This is a genomic window from Martinezella sp. CNPSo 3795, assembly GCF_057784475.1.
In genome coordinates this window covers 717175-736222 of the sequence record NZ_JBXSOQ010000003.1, presented here as the reverse complement: position 1 = coordinate 736222, position 19048 = coordinate 717175, and the positions used below count along the sequence as shown (strand labels likewise).

Sequence of the window (19048 nt, the reverse complement as noted above, 5' to 3'; positions counted from 1 at the left end):
ACGTACCTCTTGCCGTCCGCGGCGTGCCGTGATTAGGTCGCAAGGCATTCGACTTTCAGCCCGACGACCCTATAGTTTTTGGAGGCTGCGGCACCTCAGCCGCCTCGGATATGGGTCCGAAAGGCATCGGAAACGTTTACAGAACGCGATTAGGGAGGAAATACAGATGAAGACGATCAAGGGACCAGGCCTGTTTCTCGGCCAGTTCGCCAGCGATGCCGCCCCTTTCAACTCGTGGGATTCGATCACGAAATGGGCTGCCGACGCCGGCTATATCGGCGTGCAGGTTCCGACCTGGGCAAGCCAGCTCATCGACCTGAAGAAGGCAGCCTCCTCGAAGGATTACTGCGACGAATTCGCCGGCGTCGCCCGCGCCAACGGCGTCGAGGTCACCGAACTTTCCACCCACCTCCAGGGCCAGCTCGTTGCCGTGCACCCTGCCTATGACGAAGCCTTTGATGGTTTTGCCGCTCCGGAAGTGCGGGGCAATCCGAAGGCTCGGCAGGAATGGGCGGTCGAACAGGTGAAGATGGCGCTGACGGCGTCGAAGCATCTCGGCATCAAGGCGCATGCGACCTTCTCCGGCGCGCTCGCCTGGCCCTTCATCTATCCCTGGCCGCAGCGCCCGGCTGGCCTTGTCGAGACCGCTTTCGAGGAGCTTGCCCGCCGCTGGACGCCGATCCTCAACCATGCTGACGAAAACGGCGTTGATGTCTGCTACGAAATTCATCCCGGCGAAGACCTGCATGATGGCATCACCTTCGAGATGTTCCTGGAGCGCGTGAAAAACCATCCGCGCGCCAACATGCTCTACGATCCCTCGCACTACGTCCTGCAGTGCCTCGATTATCTCGAGAACATCGACATCTACAAGGACCGCATCAAGATGTTCCACGTCAAGGATGCGGAGTTCAATCCAACCGGACGCCAGGGCGTCTATGGCGGCTATCAGGGCTGGGTCGAGCGCGCAGGCCGTTTCCGCTCGCTGGGTGACGGCCAGGTCGATTTCGGCGCCGTCTTCTCCAAGATGACCGCCAATAATTTCGACGGCTGGGCCGTGGTCGAATGGGAATGCGCGCTGAAGCATCCCGAAGACGGAGCTCGCGAAGGCTCCGAATTCGTCAAGGCGCACATCATCCGCGTCACGGAAAAGGCCTTCGATGACTTCGCCGGCAGTGGCACGGACCAGGCGGCGAACCGGCGCATGCTGGGGCTGTCGTAATTTCTCTTCTCCCCAACGGGGAGAGAATGCTGCCCAGGCCGCCTCTTCCTTCGAGGCTTCACTCCTTCGCAGAGCTCAGGAGGCTCCGCACCTCAGGATGAGGGCGGAGCGAGCTCTCGCGAAACTCCACTAGAGCCATCTTAGGCATCGCTAGTTGGAAGGATGTGATGCTGGCGCGGTAGACCAGCCTCACCCTGAGGTGGCCTGCAAGGCCCTCGAAGGGCGAGGCGGGTGGCTTGGAACGACAGGCATCCAAAATGCGAATTCTAGTTCATTCAGGAGGACAAAATGGCAATCGAAGGATCATCGGAACAGACGCGGGAGCCGCGCATCCGGCTCGGCATGGTGGGCGGCGGCGCCGGCGCTTTCATCGGCGCAGTGCATCGTATCGCCGCGCGCATTGACGACCAGTTCGACCTCGTCGCCGGCGCGCTCTCGTCTTCGCCGGAAAAGGCTCAGGCATCCGGCCGCGATCTTGGTCTCGATCCTTCACGCACCTATTCCAGCTACCGTGACATGGCGATCCGCGAAGCGAAGCTGAAGAACGGCATCGAGGCGGTTTCGATCGTCACGCCGAACCATGTCCATTATGACGCCGCCAAGGAATTCCTGCGGCGCGGCATCCATGTCATCTGCGACAAGCCGCTGACATCCAATCTTGCCGACGCCAAGAAGCTCAAGAAGGTGGCCGACGAGAGTGGAGCGCTCTTCATCCTCACGCATAATTACACCGGCTATCCGATGATCCGCCAGGCGCGCGAGATGATCGCCAATGGCGAGCTTGGTGATATCCGCGTTGTGCAGGCGGAATATCCGCAGGATTGGCTGACGGAAAATATCGAGCAGTCCGGCCAGAAGCAGGCGGCCTGGCGTACCGACCCGGCCCAGTCGGGTGTCGGCGGCTCCACCGGCGATATCGGCACGCATGCCTATAATCTCGCTTCCTTCGTGACCGGCCTCGAGCTGGACAGCCTTGCCGCGGATCTCGACAGCTTCGTTGAGGGACGTCGCCTCGATGATAACGGCCATGTGCTGCTGCGCTTCAAGGCGAAGGGCAAGGAAAAACCGGCAAAGGGCATGCTTTGGTGCAGCCAGGTGGCGCCGGGCCATGAGAATGGCCTGAAGCTCCGCGTTTACGGCACCAAGGGCGGGATCGAGTGGACGCAGGCCGATCCGAACTATCTGTGGTACACGCCGTTTGGCGAGCCGAAGCGGCTGATCACCCGCAACGGTGCCGGCTCCGGCGCTGCAGCCGCGCGCGTCTCGCGCATACCCTCGGGCCATCCGGAAGGCTATTTGGAAGCTTTCGCGACAATCTATACCGAGGCTGCGCGTGCCATCAACGCCCGTAAGAAGGGCGTGGCCATCGATCCTGCCGTGATCTATCCGACCGTCGATGACGGTGTGAAAGGTGTGGCTTTCGTCGAAGCCTGCGTCGCGTCCTCGAAGCGCAATGGCGCCTGGGTCAAGCTCTAGGTTTGGGGAGGTTCGAGGCGGTTTTGCCGCCTCGAACCTGCTTATTCAGATGGCGATGTCCTGCCTGCGCTTGGTCAGCGCGTCGACACTCAGCGGGCCACCGCCGGCGCTGGCGAGAAACAGGAAGATGAAGCAGAAGAGGATAGCAGGTGTGCCGCCGTTCTGGGCGGGATAGAAGCTCTGCGGCGCATGACGCAGGAAATAGGCAAAGGCCATCAGGCCTGACAGAATGAACGCTGCAATCCGCGTCTTGAAGCCGATCAGGGCGAGGAAGCCGAGAGTGAGTTCGAGTAGGCCGGCGATCCAGGACAGCGATCCGACAGCGGGCACATTTTCGGCCGCCGGGAAATGCAGCACCTTCTGCGTTCCATAGCTGAAGAGCACGAGCGAGGCGACAATGCGCAGGAGACTCAGCAGATGAGGGTGGAGGGCGTGGATCGCAGGGAGCATTTGTGTCCTTTCACTGTCAAGTTTGGATGCTACCCTCAATTGATCCCATACCGAAAGACAAGTCACGACTGTTGACATTGCTATTATCAAGCCGTGCGAAGAGTGTTGCTGCTGCCGGTGAAGTTTTTTCAGGCGCCTTTCGCCGGCCCGGTTTGTCGGCGCCTGCAACGTTGCAGTTTTCCCGTGCCGGCACTGTACTTTGTCATGCCGCTTGGTTAAACCGCAGCTAACGAAGCCATAACAGACGGGATTTTCACCATGATCGATCCGAAGCTTCTTGCCGATCGCTTCCCCGGCGATTTCACATTCGGTGTTGCCACCGCCGCCTTCCAGATCGAGGGTGCCACCAAGGCCGACGGTCGCAAGCCATCCATCTGGGATGCTTTCGCCAACATGCCGGGCCGCGTCTATCAGCGCAATAATGGCGACATCGCCTGCGACCACTATAACCGTCTGGAGCAGGATCTCGATCTGATCAAGGACATGGGGGTCGAGGCTTATCGCTTCTCGATCGCCTGGCCGCGTATCATCCCCGAAGGCACCGGCCCGGTGAACGAAGCCGGCCTCGATTTCTATGATCGCCTGGTGGATGGCTGCAAGGCGCGCGGCATCAAGACTTTCGCGACCCTCTACCATTGGGATCTGCCGCTGGCGCTTGCCGGCGATGGCGGCTGGACGGCGCGCTCGACGGCGCATGCCTTCCAGCGCTACACCAAGACCGTCATGGCCCGCCTCGGCGACCGCCTGGATTCTGTCGCCACCTTCAACGAGCCTTGGTGTATCGTTTGGCTGAGCCACCTCTATGGCGTCCATGCGCCCGGCGAGCGCAATATGCAGGCGGCGCTCTATGCGATGCACTATATGAACCTTGCCCACGGCCTTGGCGTCGAGGCGATCCGCTCCGTCGCGCCGAAGGTGTCTGTCGGCATCGTGCTGAACGCCGCTTCGATCCTGCCGGGCTCGGATAGCCCGGAAGATGCCGCCGCTGTCGAACGCGCGCATCAGTTCCACAATGGCGCTTTCTTCGATCCGATCTTCAAGGGTGAATATCCAAAGGAATTCGTCGAGGCGCTCGGCGATCGCATGCCCGTCATCGAGGATGGCGATCTCAAGACCATCAACCAAAAGCTCGATTGGTGGGGGCTGAACTATTATATGCCGATGCGCGTCTCCGACGACGCCTCCAAGAGCGGCGATTTCCCCTGGACGAAGGAAGCGCCGCCGGTCAGCGACGTAAGGACCGATATCGGTTGGGAGGTCTATTCGCCGGGTCTGAAGCATGTCGTCGAAGACCTTAACAGGCGCTACGACCTGCCGGAATGCTACATCACCGAAAACGGTGCTTGCTACAATATGGGCGTCGTCAACGGCGAGGTCGATGACCAGCCGCGCCTCGATTATTATATCGAGCATCTCGGTGTCGTCGCCGATCTCATCAAGGACGGCTATCCGATGCGCGGCTACTTCGCCTGGAGCCTGATGGATAATTTCGAATGGGCGGAAGGCTACCGCATGCGCTTCGGCCTCGTGCATGTCGATTACGAGACCCAGGTGCGCACGATCAAGAAGAGCGGCAAGTGGTACAGGGAGCTTGCCTCGCAGTTTCCGAAGGGCAACCACAAAGCGGTCTGACGCGGTTCGGCATTCCCCTTGAGGGGCTCGGGTTGGGTGGAACCCGAGAGTGGGCTTTAGGTCTGCAATGGTCACCCCACCCCGGACCTTCGGTCCGACCCTCCCCCTTGTGGCAGGGGTATCGCATATGAGCGGAGATCGCCGCTGTCCCCCTTCTCCCCAAGGGGAGAAGGAGCTTATGGTGCTCGTCCGCCTCCATATGCGATACCCCTGCCCTCAAGGGGAGGGTGGCTATCGCTCGAATCGGCGAGGCCTGATAGACATCGCGCATGACCCAGCGGCCGATTTTTCTTTATGCGCTTTGCGGCAGCCTGCGGCAAGCTTCGGCCAGCCGCAGGCTGCTGGAGGCGCTGCAGCTCGCCTGTCCACAAGGCATCACCATTGCGATTTGTGATCTGATCGGTGAATTGCCGATCTTCAATCCGGACAATGAAGGTGAGCGAACACCTGTTATCGTCGAGAGATTTGCGGCGGAGATCGGTAAGGCAGATGGTTTGATCGTAGCTTGTCCGGAATATGCTCATGGCATACCCGGCGGCTTGAAGAACGCGCTGGACTGGCTGGTGTCGCGCCACGAGGTGCCGTTCAAGCCGCTGATGTTTGCTCACGCATCGCATCGCGGCGATCTCGTCTTGGCACAGCTCACCGATGTCTTGAAGACCATGTCGCTGCATATTGTTGAAGACGCTTTCTTGCGCCTGCCGGTTGCAGGCAAGAGCGATGAGATGCAGGCCGCGATGCTGCTGGAGGCACGAGAAAGCGGCCTTTTATCCGCAAGTCTAAGCCGTTTCGCGCGAGCGATTGCCACTAAGGCATGAATTCTTCCGGTTTCGGCAGATATACAACTCTTTCCTGTAGGAATCTCCAATTCGCCTTAACCGTTTATTGAAGACCTGACGGCAGACTTCTCCGCCAAGGAGAAAAGGTGTTGGGAGCAATTTCCAAGTCCCTGCGGAAAAATGCACAGATCGGTCGTCATTCCATTGTGACGGCCGTTTTGATTTGCTTCGCCCTGATCGTTGCCGTCGTGACCTTGATGGTTCTTACCGCAATCGGACGCGTTGCCGATTATTCCAACAAGCTGGACGACGAGCGCTCCTGGGAAACGACCGTCGGGGCATTGAAAACCTTTCAGGGACAGCTGGAAGCGACACTGCATGACCATTCCGCCCGCAACGATGCGGCGCGAAGTGTCTATGGGACCGATAATCAAAATTGGATCGTCGGCAATTATGGCGACATTTCCTCCAACGGCGCGTTGTTCGATACTGCCATCATCGTGGACGACAACAACAAGCCGATTGTTGCTTACCACGATGGCCAGCCATTGACCGAGAATATCGAGGATGTCCTCGGTGCGGCCGTCTGGGCGCTCGTCGATCAGGCGCGAACAACGCGTGTGACTGGGGTGCCGGAAGCTGCGGGCTACATCATGACCAGAGATGGTATCGCGGCCGCCGGGGCCGCGACGATCCGCGAAAGATCCGGTCGCATTCCGGTGGCAGAAGGTCATCGGCGCTATCTGATCCTCGTCCGTTACCTTGACGCCGACCGGATCAAGATGCTCGCCAACACCTATGTCATCAGCGGTTTGATGCTGGTGCCGCCGGATACCGTCGCCCGATATGCCGTCTCCATCGTCGATCCGCTCGGCAAGTCGCTGGGACGGTTGGTGTGGAGCTCGCGCCAGCCGGGGGATATGAGCTATCAGCAGGTCCGCCCATTGGTGCTCGGCGCGCTTGGTCTGGTGGGTCTGTTCTTCGTCGTGCTGCTAATCCTGGGATCGATGGCGGGGCGCCGGCTGCGGGCGGAGGAAGTTCAGGCACGGCAGGTCTCGCTTCGCGACCGGTTGAGCGGGCTCCTCAATCGTGAGGGATTGCGGCTCGATGTGGATCGTCTGGTCGATCGGGCGCGCTCCGACGGCACCAACGTCCTACTTCTCTACCTAGATCTCGATGGTTTCAAGGAAATCAACGACGCCTACGGGCATGGCACCGGCGATCAGCTCATCCGCGCGGTAGCCGCTGGGCTCAAGGTTCTCGTGCCACCGCAGGCGGCCTTGGCGCGCCTCGGAGGTGATGAATTCGCCATCGCCTTCCCGACGAAGGAGCTTAATGACGCCCCAGCTTTGCGGTTGGCTGAGCAAATCCTGGATTTCCTTGCCGAGCCTCTGGAGATCGGCCGCCGGGTGGTCGTGGTCGGCGCCAGCATCGGCATCGCAAGCTCGCCCGAAGGCCGCATCGACCGTGAGGAACTGGTGCGCCGCGCCGATCTTGCCATGTACAAGGCCAAGGAAGCCGGCCGCGCCCGCATGACCTGCTACGAGACGGCCATGGATGCGCATCGCGAGGAACGCAATGCGCTGGAGCTCGATCTGCGTCGCGCGATCGAGATGGAGGAACTGACGCTCGCCTACCAGCCTCTGGTTGATGCCTCAAGCTGCGAGATGATCGGAGTCGAAGCGCTGGTGCGCTGGAACCGTCCCGGACATGGACCGATTTCGCCGGAGGCCTTCATTCCGATTGCCGAAACCAGCGGCCTGATCGAGGCATTGGGCCTGCTGGTTCTCCGCAAGGCCTGCCAAGCGGCACGGCACTGGCCGGATCTGCGTGTTGCCGTCAACGTTTCGCCGGGCCAGTTCCGCAATCCCGCCTTCGCCGATTACGTCCGCAGCGTGCTCAACAGTACCGAGATCGAAGCCGAGCGGGTGACGCTGGAAATCACCGAAGGCTACATCATTCAAAATCCCGAGCGCACCCGCCAGTCGATCGAGCGATTGAAGACGCTCGGCGTCAAGGTGGCGCTCGACGATTTCGGCTCCGGTTTCTCCTCCATCGGCTATCTGCGTCAGTTCGGTTTCGACCGCATCAAGATCGATCGCTCGCTGACGATGAATGTGCTGGAGGACAACCGCGCCCGCGAGATGGTGAAGGCGACCGTGGCACTGGCCCGGTCACTCGACATTCCCGTTACGGCCGAAGGTATAGAAACCGAGGAGCAGGGAAGGGCGCTGGAGGGCTTCGGCTGCGACGAGCTGCAGGGCTATTTCTATGGCAAGCCGATGCCGGAAGCCGAGATCAGCAAGCGGCTTGCGGTACAGATGGCAACCGCACTGGATGAAGAACACGCCGCCGCCTGATATGCCTGGAGCATTCGCGCATTCCTGAGGGAGGCCGGAGTGCAGTTCTTCCGAAAATGCCTTTAGCCGATATGCTCGTGACCACGCTTGCGGGCGAGCGCGATCTGCCGCTGCCTTTCGCGGTAACGTTCGCGGTCTTCTTCGCTGCGCTCATGGTAGCAATGGCTGCAGGAGACGCCGGCCTCGTAAAAGGGTGAGGTCACTTCCTCTGATGTAATGGGATTGCGGCAGGCGTGGCAGAGCTTGTGATTGCCTTCCTTCAGGCCGTGTTCGACTGAGACACGCTCGTCGAAGACGAAGCAGGCGCCTTCCCACAGGCTCTCCTCCGGCGGCACTTCCTCGAGATATTTTAGAATGCCACCCTTGAGATGATAGACCTCATCGAAGCCTTGCTGCTTCATGAAGGCGGTCGCCTTCTCGCAGCGGATGCCGCCGGTGCAGTACATGGCGATCTTCGGCTTGTTGTGCAGGCCGGTATTGTCGCGCACCCAATCGGGAAATTCGCGGAAAGTCTTCGTCTTCGGATCGACCGCGCCCTTGAAGACGCCGATGGCGGTCTCATAGTCGTTGCGGGTGTCGATGACGATGGTGTCGGGGTCGGAGATCAGTGCATTCCAATCCTTCGGCGCGACATAGGTGCCGACGACCTTGGTCGGGTCGATGTTCTCGACGCCCATGGTGACGATCTCTTTCTTGAGCTTCACCTTCATGCGCACGAACGGCATTTTCGACGCGCGGCTTTCCTTGTGTTCGAGCCCGGCAAATTCCGGCTGGGCGCGCAGGAAGGCGAGCACGGCGCCGATAGCGGCATCCGTGCCGGCGATCGTGCCGTTGATCCCTTCATGGGCCAGCAGCAGCGTGCCCTTCACGCCATTTTCCTCGCAGAGCGCAAGCAGTGGCTCGCGCAGGCTTTCGAAGCGCGGAAAGGAAACAAAATGATAGAGCGCGGCAACGAGGAATGCGCCGATCGCGTCGCGCCGTGGATCTGAAAGCATGTCGGTCATGCCGGTGAAATACAATTTTGCGGGCTTTCAGGCAATCGGGATTTGCGTCGCAGCCCGCGCCCTTGCGATCCCGCCTCTGTTGGTGCGGCGAAAGATGTGGGTTGTGCTAGCCGACGAGCTGAGATGTCCAGCGCCATACGACTTGAAAGGAAGGCATTTCGAAATGCGGCTTATCGTGCAGCTGGCGCATCATCCTTGATGTCGTCGGCAAACCTGCGCATGAGCCGCACAAGGTCCTCGATATCCTGGTCATCCCATTTGGCGAAAATGGATCGGGCGATCCTCTCGCGCGCCTCATCGATGCGATCGGTCATCGCCTTGCCCTGTTCGGTGATGACGGCCTCGCGCAGGCGTCGGTCGATCGCGTTCTCCCGCCGGCTGATCAGTCCAAGCCCCTCCATCTTCGCAACCTGACGGCTGACGGTGGTGTAGTCGCGCCCGACGCGATCGGCCAGTTCGACGACGCCGATGGGGCCGAGCCGCTCCACCAAAACCAACAGGGAAAACAGTGCGCGGTCGAGGGAGATGCCCGCCTCCTTAATCATCGCCTCATCACGCTGGGGCCGGTTCATGACGCCGACAATTTCGACCAGCGCGCTATGGAGTTCGCGTAGCTGAGCGCTGATATGTGTATTTTGCAAGCTTTTCGTTGACACCGGGCCGCCCTTCTTTTAATATGTGCATATTACACATATGGAGATGCAAATGACAGAGCAATTTACAGCCGATGTGCTGATTTGTGGTGCGGGCGCGGCCGGCCTCGCGCTGGCCATCGATTTGGCAAGGAGAGGAATTTCCTTCCGACTGATCGAAAAGATGGACGGGCCTTTCCGTGGTTCGCGCGGCAAGGGCATCCAGCCGCGAACCCAGGAAATCTTCGAGGATCTCGGCATTCTCGACCGGGTCGTTGCGGCCGGCGGCATGTATCCGCCCGTACGGCGATATCGAGACGACGGCAGTTTTACCGAGTCCGACATCGCCGAACATCAGGACCCGACACCGGCAGAACCGTACCATCTGCCGCTGATGATACCGCAATTCCTGACCGAAAAGGTTATGCGCGAGAGGTTGCTTGAGCTTGGCCATACGCCGCAATTCGGCTGCGAACTGGTTGGTTTCGAGCAAGACCCGAGTGGCGTGACAGCGCGCCTAGCGGGCAAGGCTGAAGAGGAAATTCTTCGGGTGCGCTGGCTCGTAGGCGCCGATGGCGGCCGCAGTTTCGTTCGCCACGCCCTTGGTATCGACTTTCCCGGCAAGACCCTCGGCGTTCGCGCCATCGTGGCCGATGTCATTTTGACCGGTCTCACGCGCGATGCCTGGCATCGCTTCAACGACGGCGACATGTCGCGGCAGATCATGTTCTGCCCGCTTGCCGGGACCGAGATGTTCCAGATACAGGGGCCGATCCCTCTCGACGGTGATATCGACCTCTCTGCCAAAGGGCTGGAAGCCATGGTGGCGGAGCGGACCAGGCGCGACGATATCCATATCCAATCCGTGTCGTGGTCGTCGGCCTACACCATGAATGCGCGACTTGCCGATCGATACCGTGTTGGCCGCGTGTTTCTCATCGGTGATGCCGCCCACATTCATCCGCCGACTGGCGGTCAGGGCCTCAATACCAGCGTGCAGGATGCCTATAATCTCGGATGGAAGCTGGCAGCGGCCGCCAATGGAGCCGACGACAAGCTGCTCGACAGCTATGAAGAGGAGCGTCAGCCCATCGCGGCTGCGATGCTTGGTCTGGCAACAAGGCTTCTCGATGCTCAGAAACAGGGCGACATGCGGCGCGGTCGCGAGGTGCGCCAACTCGATATAGGTTATCCTTCGTCTTCGCTTGCGCTCGAAACGCTTGGACGCAGCGGCCGCCTGTCTGCTGGCGATAGAGCCCCGGATGCGCCGATCCGTGGCGCCGCCGGCCAGCCGAAACGGCTGTTCGATCTGTTCCGAGGTGCGCATTGGACATTGCTCGGCTATGAGGTGCAGCCGGGATCGGTGCAGCCGCGCGCAGGGCTGCATATTCATACTTTCGGCCAGTCAGGCGACATGGTCGACGCCGGGGGGCATCTGCGCGACATCTACGCCCTATCCCCCGGAGAATGGGTGCTCGTGCGGCCGGACGGATATATTGGCGCGATCGCTGCCGCCGACGACATTGCGATGCTGGAAGGCTATTTCGCGCAAGTGGGGCTTGGTTCGGCGGATGCGTAGAGCGCCTAAAGCAACGCTAGGTCATGCCGATTGAACTGCCTGAGGCGGGCGCGTGACCCCGTCAGTTGGCCGCCTCCAGCCAAAGGTGCTTGATAGTCCGTGCTTCGCTCTCCGGTTTGTCGGCGAAGACCCAGCGGCCTCGCTCCAGCGCTTCCCCGCGCGCGGTCTGCTGCCGGGCAATGATCGCTTCCAGCAGGCGGGCGTGATCGTCGCTTCTGTCGAAGAGATGCGGCTCGCGGTCTGCGACATCGGCCAATATCGACATGTCGAGATAGCGGCCGAGCACGTCGACCAAGGCCTTGGCCTCCAGCTGCTTGGCATGCATGGCGGCCGGCCAGACATCGCGCAATAGCATGTGATGCATCCAGTAATCCTGGCTGCGTTTGCGCAGATCATGAAAGCTCTCGACGTGGGCCGCTTCCGCATGGCATTCGGACAGCGCCTGCATCGCCTTGCGGACATTCTTGCGCCAGCTTTTCTGAAAGAGACGGGCCGTGTCGCGTCGGCCGCAGTCGAAGGATATCTCCTTCAACGCCTCGCGCGCCTCGGCACATATCGCGACTGCTGCCTGTGCCTTGTCTTCGAGATCGGTTTGCGCCGCCGCCAAGCGGTCGCGCCGGGTGGTCAGCAGATCGCTGACGCGGGTCAGCGCGTGCAGTTCTTCTGCGGATCTGGCGGTTGCCTGCAGGTAATGACCGATCTCGATCAGTGCGGTCGCATCGCGCACGCCGGAAAGCGTGCGTGCCATATTCCGAAGGCGGTCATTTTCCCGCTGCTGAAATTCGCGCGCGACCGGAGCGATCAGCCGGTAGAGCGCGCGCACGCGCTTGATGTTCTTGCGGGCGTCGTGAACCGCTTCGTGCAGGCCCTGCGGTCTGTCCGTCAGTACGGCCATTGCCTTGCCGAGTTGATGCGCGGCTGCTTTGTGCACCTCGTCATCAAGAGCTCGGTCAGGCCGTATGCGATAGCTCATCGTACTCCTGCTCGAACTGCGTCGCGAGGGCCTGATTGGAATAGCGGTATTCGCCGGTTACCTCGCGTCCGATCCAGTCCGGCAGTTCCGGATTGTCGCTTTCGTCGTCCATTTCCACTTCAGCGATCACGAGGCCGCGATGGGCGCCGCGGAAGACATCGACTTCCCAGGTAAAGCCCTTGAACTGCACTTTGTGGCGGGTCTTCTCGATGACGAGGCCGATCGCCGTTTCCAGCAATTCCTCCGCCTCGTTGACGGGGATCTCATATTCGAATTCGTCCCTCGTCATCGACTTGCCGATCTTGATCGTCAAGGTTGCCTTGGTGTCGTTCGTCAGCCGTATGCGCACGGAACGGTCTGCCATGGAGGCAATATATCCTTGTCGCAGGATCAGCCGCTCCGAAACGGAATCACGCCAGTGATCGCCGCGCACCAGAAACTTTCGCTCGATCTCTTTTGCCATGCGTTTGACATGCTCCACCGGCACAGATTGGAACAGACTATAGCAAGTTGCCGCAATTTCCTACCCGTCGTATTTAAAGCGAGCTTTTGTCTCGACAAGCACCTTCGGGAAGGCTATTCGAAAGCCGGATTTCAATCGTTTTAAAGGGAGTGCACCGACCATGGGCGAGAAAACCGAGAAGCTTCTTTCCATCCTGAAATTGCAGCCCGTCGTTCCTGTGCTGATCGTCGACGATGCGAAATCGGCCGTGCCGCTCGCCCGTGCGCTCGTTGCGGGCGGTCTCAAGGCCATCGAGATCACGCTTCGCACCGCCGGTGCGCTGGATGCGATCCGTGCTGTCGCCGAAGAAGTCGAGGGTGCCGAAGTCGGCGCCGGCACGATCCTCAATGTCAAACAATGGGACGCGGCCGTCGAAGCCGGTTCGAAGTTCATCGTCAGCCCCGGCACGACGCAGGAACTGCTTGATGCTGCGCGCGGCTCGCATGTGCCGCTGCTGCCGGGTGCCGCAACGGCCAGCGAAGTGATGGCGCTGCGGGAAGAGGGCTATACGGTACTGAAGTTCTTCCCGGCCGAGCAGGCCGGCGGTGCTTCCTATCTGAAGGCCCTGTCATCGCCGCTCGCCGGCACGGTCTTTTGCCCGACTGGCGGCATCTCGCTGAAGAACGCCCATGACTATCTGTCGCTGCCGAACGTCATCTGTGTCGGCGGCTCCTGGGTTGCGCCGAAGGAGCTCGTTGCATCGGGCGATTGGGCCGGGATCACCAAGCTTGCCGCCGAGGCCGCCGCGCTCAAGGGCTGAGCGGCTGCCTCCCGTCGGTTTCGAAGGCGCGCAGGCTTCTGCGCGCCTTTTTGCATTCTGCGGATTGGTATTTGCGGTTGCGCTTCCTATCTCCCTGTCACCATCAAAGGACGGAGGACCATCCATATGATCGACGCCCGCAAGCTTCTTGACCAGTTCCTGGGATCGCAGGTTCCGGGAGTGCAGGGGACCGTGAGAGACAGGGCAACCCAGGCCATCAATCTTGCCAGGGACAATCCGATGGCGACGAGCGCCATCGCTGGCGTGCTGCTGGGGACGAAGACCGGACGCCAGGTCGCCGGAAATGCGCTGGCGCTCGGCGGTCTCGCAGCCATCGCAGGCCTCGGCTATCAGGCCTACAAGAACTACCGCGACGGCAATCAGCCGCAGCCAGCCCCGCAGGCCGAGCCGCAGTTCCTGCCGCCGCCGTCGGATTCCGGCTTCAGCACAGCGCCGGCCGTCGCCAGCAATGATTTTACGCTTTCCCTGGTGCGGGCCATGATTGCGGCCGCCCGCGCCGATGGCCATATCGACGATGCGGAGCGTCAGCGCATTCTCGGCAAGGTACAGGAGGCTGGTGTCGGATCGGAGGCGGAAGCCTTTTTCCAGCGAGAGCTTGCCAATCCCGTCGATCTCGATGCCATCGTCGCTTCTGCAAAGACCGAGGAACAGCGGGTGCAGGTCTATACCGCTTCGCGGCTGGCGATCGAGCCGGATTCGCGGGCTGAGCGCGGCTATCTCGATCTGCTTGCCGGCCGCCTCGGTCTGGCCGATGCGCTGGTCGATCATATCGAAGCGACCGTTGCTGGCGCTAAAGTCTGACGCGTGTGACGATAGGGCCGGTTGCCTTTCCTCGGCAGCTGGCCTAAGCCTTCGCCGGAACTCATGTCAGGGCGTCAGGGATGGCTACATTGACGGATAAGAAAAGCGAAACACGCTCGGCGGCAATCGCGGCCGGCGTTATCCTGCTGGTTGCGACAGCCATGCTTTACCTGATGCCGAACGTCATCGTCTGGCTCGGAGACATTTCGCCATGGCTAGGCACCGGTTTCGGCGTGCTCGTCATCCTGGCCTTCTTCTTCGTGTTCTGGATGCGGGCGCGCTACCAACGGCGCAACGGGCCGTAAGCTCCAACGTAAAGCTCTCCCAAACCCTCGGAAATCGCTCAGTTCTGCAGCGAGGCGCCGAGCAGGATGATGCCCGTGCAGATGACGAGCAGCGCGCCGAGGATCTCGATGCCGTTGCCCACCCAAACCGAAAGTCTCGAGCCCTTGCCGGTGAAACGCACGGCGGTGCCTTTCGCGAAGACCGCGATGATGGCAAGCAGCGAGACGGTCAGCGCCGTGCCGATCGACATGGCGAGGACAGATAGCAGGCCGCCAAGATAGAGCCCGTTCAGCATCGAGAAGGTCATGACAAGGAGCGCGCCCGAGCATGGGCGCAGCCCGACGGCGACAATGGCAGACCAGGCCTCGCGAGCACTGAACTTTTCGTTCGACAGCATCTTCGGATCGGGAAGATGGGCGTGGCCGCAGGTCTCGCAGTAAGCGCCATTGCCCGTCGTATGAGCGGGATCGTAGCATTGATAGCCGCCGGCGGCCGGCATGGCGGCGCTGCTGCGCGCAAAACCTCTTGCCGAATCCGTGCCCGTCGCGGCTCCCTCGAACAAAGAAAGGCTGATTGGCCCGGCCGACGTCGCAAGCTGCATGTCTTGATGTTGCGCCCGGCTTTGCATCATCGCCCGCAGCTTGCGGAACAGGAGCCAGCTGCCGAACAGGATGACCATGACGAAGCTTGTGATCTCCATGGCATTAGTCGCCATCGTCATGGTGATGCCAGACCCGCGCAGGACGAAATAGGCGGCGCCGACAACAAGGACGGCGACGAGGCCCTGGATGAGCGCGGAGACGAAGGAGATGCCGATGCCGCGTTTCAGCTCGATCTCATTGGCGACCATGTAGGAGGAAATCACCGCCTTGCCGTGGCCGGGGCCGGCGGCATGGAAAATGCCATAGGCGAAGGAAAGGCCGATTAGCGTCCAGAGCTGCCAGGGGTCCTGGCGCATGGCCTCGATCGACTTGGTGAGCGCACGATAGAAGGCCTGCTGCTCGTAATTCACATAGAGAAAGATTGGCGCCAGCGGGCCGCCCATCGGCTGGAAGCTCGGCTCGGCCGTGCCAATGCCGAGCGGTGAGCCAGCGGCATGGGCAAAACCGGCTGCCGCCAAAAGGGCGATAGCTACGGCTGGCACAAGCGTCCTTAGCCTCGAAATCAGCATTGCACATCTATCCGCGTTGCAAAGAGTTTCGACATGGTCGTTCCCGTCGGATCGTTGAAGAAGGCATCCGTCAATGTCGACCTGTTTTCGGCGATGACTTCATCCGGATTGGGCCGGACGACCTTATGCGTGCAGCTTTTGAAGGCATCGCCCTCCGTCACCAATTCATTGTCGCTCGGGAAATCGATCGAGGTATAGAGTGTCGGGTCGTAGATGCCGAAGCTCAGCTTGTTGCCCTTGGCGAGCGGCATCGGCTCGGCCGGTTTGACGGCGAAGAACATCAGGAGCTGGCCATCGCGGAAGTCGACATTGATGATATCGGGCTTGTCCACCTTGATCGTTTTGCCATTGAGCGTCAGGTTCGCATAATAGTCGTAATCGGCCAATGACTCGCGCACCGTCTTGCCGACTTCTTTCAGCTCGTCAGGGTCGAGCTTCAGATTGGTGTTCTTGTCGAAATCCATGAGGACGGAGGAAGAGAACACCTCGTCGAAGCGCCAGACGTTGCGCAGCTCCTGCACATTGCCATCCGCGCCGGCGAGCACTTCCAGACGGGCTTCCACGAAAATATGCGGATGCGCCGATGCTATGGCCGGCGCAAGCAACAGGCCGCCGGTCATGGCAACGGCGTGGATGATCGTGGATTTTCTCATGCGTCCGATGTGTTTCGTGAGCATTGATTCACTTCGTTTTCTGGTCAGGAAATGAGACGGAATTGGGACCGGGCGGCCAACCTTGCCCGTTCAGCCGTTCTTGCGGAACCAGTTGTGCAGGTAGTCCACAAAGATGCGCACCTTGGCCGGGAGGTAGCGGCGGTGCGGGTAGACGGCATAGATGCCGCGGTCCGTCGGCAGGTAGTCATTGAACAGCGTCAGCAACTGTCCGCTTTCGATCGCCTTACGGCCGATGAAATCCGGGACGATGGCAACGCCGAGATCGGCGAGCGCCGCACGCAGCGTTGCATGCGGGCTATTGACCTCGAGCGTGCCGTTGATGGCGACGTTGAAGGTCGTGCTGTCGGCATCGACGAACCGAATAGTGCCTTGCGAGCGGGTGTTGGTGTCGATGATGAAGGGAATGCGCGCAAGGTCAGTCGGATGTTCCAGCGTCGGATAACGATCGAGAAACGCTTGCGTCGCGCAGAGATGGACGCGGAAATCGGAAATCTTGCGGGCAATCATGCCGGAGTCTTCGAGTTTGGTGATGCGCACGGCGACATCGAAGCCTTCCTCGATCAGGTCCACGAAGCGGTCGTCGGCAGCGATTTCCAGCGCAAGATCGGGATTCTCCTTGGCGAAGTCGATCAGCGACTGCCCGACATCGGCGTCGACAAAGGTGCGCGGCACGGAAACACGCAGCCGACCTTTAAGTTGCTGGTTGTTCTCACGCACGAGGTCGGCGAGATTGTCGATCTCCTTCAGGATGTCGGAGGCGGTACGATAATAGGTATGGCCGGCCTCCGTCATGGAGAATTGACGCGTGGTGCGGTTCAACAGCAGCGCGCCGAGCTCGTCTTCCAATTCGCGGACATATTTCGACAAGAGCGCCTTGGAGCGGCCGGTCTTGCGGGCGGCTGCGGAAAATCCTTCGGCTTCAACCACGTCGATAAAGGCGCGAATCCGGGTCAAAGTGTCCATGGTGAAGCCTCCCGCTAACTGTTTCCGGATGTTGAACAAAATGCTTCGATTTGTTCAATTATTTTTTTCGGGCATGGGAGAAAAATTTTCTTGATTATGTCGGCGAATATTCCTATTTCGAGGTCAGCCCAAAGTCGCACGTGCCCGTGGGTGTCCGCCGATCCTCGATGTGGTGAGAAAATCGGTAAGGTACCTGGAATTAACCCCTCCAGTCGCTATTCCGGCCAACCGGAAAATGCGAGGACATCTGAAGCAACGACGGTGCGGGCCTTTTTGTTCTCTCCCGGCTTTCCATCAGCCGGGGTTACTGAAGAGGCACACCTTCATTGCCGGAAGTGCGGTTGGGATATTCCCTCCAATCCATGGCAGACAAAGCGAATTAGCGCCGCTTGCGGCACTGGTTCATCATCCGCGCTTCGCGCATTTGCACGGTACCGGGGTCTCCACCGGCTGGTTCCTGAGCGAGTGAGCGTCGCCCTTTGTCCTCTGGGTTTTCCCCGGAGCCTTTGGAATTTGAAAGGGAATTGACATGACCACGCAACGTATTCGCGATTTCCTCGCTGCCCGACGTCCGGACGGTCCTTGCCTGGTGGTCGATCTCGATGTCGTCCGCGACAATTTTCACGCCTTCCGTCATGCCATGCCGGACAGCGCCATCTATTATGCCGTCAAGGCCAATCCGGCTCCGGAAGTGCTGCGCCTGCTCGCAAGCCTCGGCTCCAACTTCGATTGCGCGTCCGTCGCCGAAATCGAAATGGCGCTCGATGCAGGCGCGACCGCTCAGCGTATCTCCTACGGCAACACCATCAAAAAGGAGCGCGATATCGCCCGTGCGCATGCACTCGGTATCAACCTCTTCGCCGTTGACAGCCATGAGGAAGTCGAGAAGATCTCGCGTGCCGCACCCGGCGCCCGCGTGTTCTGCCGTGTCCTGACGGATGGCGAAGGCGCGGAATGGCCGCTGTCGCGCAAGTTCGGCTGCGTCCCGCAGATGGCCGTCGACGTTCTTGTCTACGCACATCAGCTGGGCCTGGAATCCTATGGCGTGTCTTTCCACGTCGGCTCGCAGATGACCAAGGTCGATGCTTGGGACGATGCTCTTGCCGATGCCAAGCGGGTTTTCGTTTCGCTCGCCAAGCAGGGCATCCACCTGCAGATGGTCAACATGGGCGGCGGGTTCCCGACCAAGTATCTGCGCGACGTTCCCTCGGCCGAAGCCTATGGCAAGGCGATCTTTGCGTCTCTGCGCGCCCATTTCGGCAATCAGATTCCGCACACGATCATCGAGCCGGGCCGCGGCATGGTCGGCAATGCCGGCGTGATCAAGGCTGAAGTTGTTCTGATTTCGAAGAAGTCGGACAATGACGCCGCTCGCTGGGTCTTCCTCGACATCGGCAAGTTCGGCGGTCTCGCCGAAACCATGGACGAGGCGATCCGCTATCCGATCCGCACGACGCGCGACGGCGACGAGATGGAACCATGCGTCATTGCCGGCCCGACCTGCGATTCGGCCGACGTGCTCTATGAGAAGAACCTCTATCCGCTGCCGGTGTCGCTCACCATCGGTGACGAGGTTCTGATCGAAGGCACCGGCGCCTACACCACGACCTACTCGGCTGTGGCGTTCAACGGCTTCGACCCGCTGAAGGCTTACATTATCTGAGGTCCGGCAGGGATCTGAAGTTCGACAAAGCTGCCCCCGTAGCCAGCCGGGGCGGCACCCTCACAATAGTTCGTCACCACCGCTGATAACGGTATTGGGCA

General features: G+C 60.4%; 18 protein-coding genes. 10 read left to right on the top strand and 8 right to left on the bottom strand.

Annotated elements, in window-relative coordinates; all coding sequences use genetic code 11:
- Nucleotides 1-166 precede the first annotated feature (166 nt).
- Both AC13QY_RS13260 and AC13QY_RS13255 read left to right on the top strand, forming a co-directional pair.
- Nucleotides 167-1222, top strand: coding sequence for a sugar phosphate isomerase/epimerase family protein (locus tag AC13QY_RS13260; RefSeq protein WP_488493571.1), 1056 nt, complete (start codon nucleotides 167-169; stop codon nucleotides 1220-1222).
- Nucleotides 1223-1510: 288 nt separating this feature from the next.
- Nucleotides 1511-2698 (top strand): Gfo/Idh/MocA family protein, encoded by a 1188-nt coding sequence (locus AC13QY_RS13255; RefSeq protein WP_113354915.1) that lies wholly within the window; start codon nucleotides 1511-1513, stop codon nucleotides 2696-2698.
- Between the two features lie 45 nt (nucleotides 2699-2743).
- Here AC13QY_RS13255 and AC13QY_RS13250 read toward each other — a convergent pair whose 3' ends face one another.
- Nucleotides 2744-3148, bottom strand: a complete 405-nt coding sequence (locus AC13QY_RS13250; protein WP_488493570.1) for a DoxX family protein — start codon at nucleotides 3146-3148, stop codon at nucleotides 2744-2746.
- A gap of 258 nt (nucleotides 3149-3406) precedes the next feature.
- On the opposite strand from AC13QY_RS13250, the gene AC13QY_RS13245 reads away from it, so the two are divergent.
- The 3 genes from AC13QY_RS13245 to AC13QY_RS13235 all read left to right on the top strand — a co-directional run bounded on the left by AC13QY_RS13245 (nucleotide 3407) and on the right by AC13QY_RS13235 (nucleotide 7919).
- Complete coding sequence (locus AC13QY_RS13245) at nucleotides 3407-4780, top strand: GH1 family beta-glucosidase (RefSeq protein ID WP_488493569.1); 1374 nt, start codon at nucleotides 3407-3409, stop codon at nucleotides 4778-4780.
- A gap of 269 nt (nucleotides 4781-5049) precedes the next feature.
- Nucleotides 5050-5598: an NADPH-dependent FMN reductase gene (locus AC13QY_RS13240; RefSeq protein WP_488493568.1), complete on the top strand. Its 549-nt coding sequence runs from the start codon at nucleotides 5050-5052 to the stop codon at nucleotides 5596-5598.
- A gap of 110 nt (nucleotides 5599-5708) precedes the next feature.
- A complete protein-coding gene (locus tag AC13QY_RS13235; RefSeq protein WP_488493567.1) occupies nucleotides 5709-7919 on the top strand; it encodes a putative bifunctional diguanylate cyclase/phosphodiesterase in 2211 nt (736 codons plus the stop codon).
- Nucleotides 7920-7981: 62 nt separating this feature from the next.
- Here AC13QY_RS13235 and trhO read toward each other — a convergent pair whose 3' ends face one another.
- Complete coding sequence (trhO, locus tag AC13QY_RS13230; RefSeq protein ID WP_488493566.1) at nucleotides 7982-8923, bottom strand: oxygen-dependent tRNA uridine(34) hydroxylase TrhO; 942 nt, start codon at nucleotides 8921-8923, stop codon at nucleotides 7982-7984.
- A 170-nt stretch (nucleotides 8924-9093) separates the two neighbouring features.
- Nucleotides 9094-9579 carry a MarR family winged helix-turn-helix transcriptional regulator gene (locus tag AC13QY_RS13225; RefSeq protein ID WP_113330549.1) on the bottom strand — a complete coding sequence of 162 codons (486 nt, stop codon included), beginning with the start codon at nucleotides 9577-9579 and terminating at the stop codon, nucleotides 9094-9096.
- A gap of 49 nt (nucleotides 9580-9628) precedes the next feature.
- On the opposite strand from AC13QY_RS13225, the gene AC13QY_RS13220 reads away from it, so the two are divergent.
- Nucleotides 9629-11134, top strand: coding sequence for an FAD-dependent oxidoreductase (locus AC13QY_RS13220; RefSeq protein ID WP_269245004.1), 1506 nt, complete (start codon nucleotides 9629-9631; stop codon nucleotides 11132-11134).
- Between the two features lie 61 nt (nucleotides 11135-11195).
- Here AC13QY_RS13220 and AC13QY_RS13215 read toward each other — a convergent pair whose 3' ends face one another.
- Together AC13QY_RS13215 and AC13QY_RS13210 are read right to left on the bottom strand one after the other, a co-directional pair.
- A complete protein-coding gene (locus tag AC13QY_RS13215; protein WP_113354927.1) occupies nucleotides 11196-12107 on the bottom strand; it encodes a CHAD domain-containing protein in 912 nt (303 codons plus the stop codon).
- On the bottom strand, nucleotides 12085-12570 hold the full coding sequence (locus tag AC13QY_RS13210; protein WP_113330585.1) for a CYTH domain-containing protein: 486 nt from the start codon (nucleotides 12568-12570) through the stop codon (nucleotides 12085-12087). The genes AC13QY_RS13215 and AC13QY_RS13210 overlap by 23 nt, the downstream gene beginning before the upstream one ends.
- 160 nt (nucleotides 12571-12730) lie before the next feature.
- Between AC13QY_RS13210 and AC13QY_RS13205 the strand changes: the two genes are divergently transcribed.
- From AC13QY_RS13205 to AC13QY_RS13195, 3 genes are all read left to right on the top strand, one after another.
- Entirely contained in the window at nucleotides 12731-13369 is a 639-nt protein-coding gene (locus AC13QY_RS13205; protein ID WP_069613321.1) for a 2-dehydro-3-deoxy-phosphogluconate aldolase, read from the top strand.
- 126 nt (nucleotides 13370-13495) lie between these two features.
- Nucleotides 13496-14191 (top strand): tellurite resistance TerB family protein, encoded by a 696-nt coding sequence (locus tag AC13QY_RS13200; RefSeq protein ID WP_113330545.1) that lies wholly within the window; start codon nucleotides 13496-13498, stop codon nucleotides 14189-14191.
- Nucleotides 14192-14280: 89 nt separating this feature from the next.
- Nucleotides 14281-14496: a cytochrome c oxidase subunit II gene (locus AC13QY_RS13195; RefSeq protein ID WP_269245005.1), complete on the top strand. Its 216-nt coding sequence runs from the start codon at nucleotides 14281-14283 to the stop codon at nucleotides 14494-14496.
- Between the two features lie 38 nt (nucleotides 14497-14534).
- Here AC13QY_RS13195 and AC13QY_RS13190 read toward each other — a convergent pair whose 3' ends face one another.
- The 3 genes from AC13QY_RS13190 to AC13QY_RS13180 form a co-directional block, all read right to left on the bottom strand.
- Nucleotides 14535-15647, bottom strand: coding sequence for a nickel/cobalt transporter (locus AC13QY_RS13190; RefSeq protein ID WP_488493565.1), 1113 nt, complete (start codon nucleotides 15645-15647; stop codon nucleotides 14535-14537).
- Nucleotides 15641-16300 (bottom strand): DUF1007 family protein, encoded by a 660-nt coding sequence (locus AC13QY_RS13185; RefSeq protein ID WP_173002426.1) that lies wholly within the window; start codon nucleotides 16298-16300, stop codon nucleotides 15641-15643. The genes AC13QY_RS13190 and AC13QY_RS13185 overlap by 7 nt, the downstream gene beginning before the upstream one ends.
- 90 nt (nucleotides 16301-16390) lie before the next feature.
- Nucleotides 16391-17284, bottom strand: a complete 894-nt coding sequence (locus AC13QY_RS13180) for a LysR family transcriptional regulator (RefSeq protein WP_113330541.1) — start codon at nucleotides 17282-17284, stop codon at nucleotides 16391-16393.
- A gap of 529 nt (nucleotides 17285-17813) precedes the next feature.
- Here AC13QY_RS13180 and odc2 point away from each other — a divergent pair.
- Nucleotides 17814-18947, top strand: coding sequence for an ornithine/lysine decarboxylase (gene odc2 / locus AC13QY_RS13175; protein WP_112421581.1), 1134 nt, complete (start codon nucleotides 17814-17816; stop codon nucleotides 18945-18947).
- Nucleotides 18948-19048: the final 101 nt, after the last annotated feature.

What these genes read in the sequence shown, in the direction of transcription:
- AC13QY_RS13215 (WP_113354927.1), bottom strand. Translation starts at nt 12,107, where the DNA reads ATGAGCTATCGCATACGGCCTGACCGAGCTCTTGATGACGAGGTGCAC.
- AC13QY_RS13185 (WP_173002426.1), bottom strand. Translation starts at nt 16,300, where the DNA reads ATGAGAAAATCCACGATCATCCACGCCGTTGCCATGACCGGCGGCCTG.
- odc2 (WP_112421581.1), top strand. Translation starts at nt 17,814, where the DNA reads ATGACCACGCAACGTATTCGCGATTTCCTCGCTGCCCGACGTCCGGAC.
- AC13QY_RS13245 (WP_488493569.1), top strand. Translation starts at nt 3,407, where the DNA reads ATGATCGATCCGAAGCTTCTTGCCGATCGCTTCCCCGGCGATTTCACA.
- trhO (WP_488493566.1), bottom strand. Translation starts at nt 8,923, where the DNA reads ATGACCGACATGCTTTCAGATCCACGGCGCGACGCGATCGGCGCATTC.
- AC13QY_RS13260 (WP_488493571.1), top strand. Translation starts at nt 167, where the DNA reads ATGAAGACGATCAAGGGACCAGGCCTGTTTCTCGGCCAGTTCGCCAGC.
- AC13QY_RS13200 (WP_113330545.1), top strand. Translation starts at nt 13,496, where the DNA reads ATGATCGACGCCCGCAAGCTTCTTGACCAGTTCCTGGGATCGCAGGTT.
- AC13QY_RS13210 (WP_113330585.1), bottom strand. Translation starts at nt 12,570, where the DNA reads ATGGCAAAAGAGATCGAGCGAAAGTTTCTGGTGCGCGGCGATCACTGG.
- AC13QY_RS13180 (WP_113330541.1), bottom strand. Translation starts at nt 17,284, where the DNA reads ATGGACACTTTGACCCGGATTCGCGCCTTTATCGACGTGGTTGAAGCC.
- AC13QY_RS13190 (WP_488493565.1), bottom strand. Translation starts at nt 15,647, where the DNA reads ATGCTGATTTCGAGGCTAAGGACGCTTGTGCCAGCCGTAGCTATCGCC.
- AC13QY_RS13255 (WP_113354915.1), top strand. Translation starts at nt 1,511, where the DNA reads ATGGCAATCGAAGGATCATCGGAACAGACGCGGGAGCCGCGCATCCGG.
- AC13QY_RS13250 (WP_488493570.1), bottom strand. Translation starts at nt 3,148, where the DNA reads ATGCTCCCTGCGATCCACGCCCTCCACCCTCATCTGCTGAGTCTCCTG.
- AC13QY_RS13205 (WP_069613321.1), top strand. Translation starts at nt 12,731, where the DNA reads ATGGGCGAGAAAACCGAGAAGCTTCTTTCCATCCTGAAATTGCAGCCC.
- AC13QY_RS13220 (WP_269245004.1), top strand. Translation starts at nt 9,629, where the DNA reads ATGACAGAGCAATTTACAGCCGATGTGCTGATTTGTGGTGCGGGCGCG.
- AC13QY_RS13240 (WP_488493568.1), top strand. Translation starts at nt 5,050, where the DNA reads ATGACCCAGCGGCCGATTTTTCTTTATGCGCTTTGCGGCAGCCTGCGG.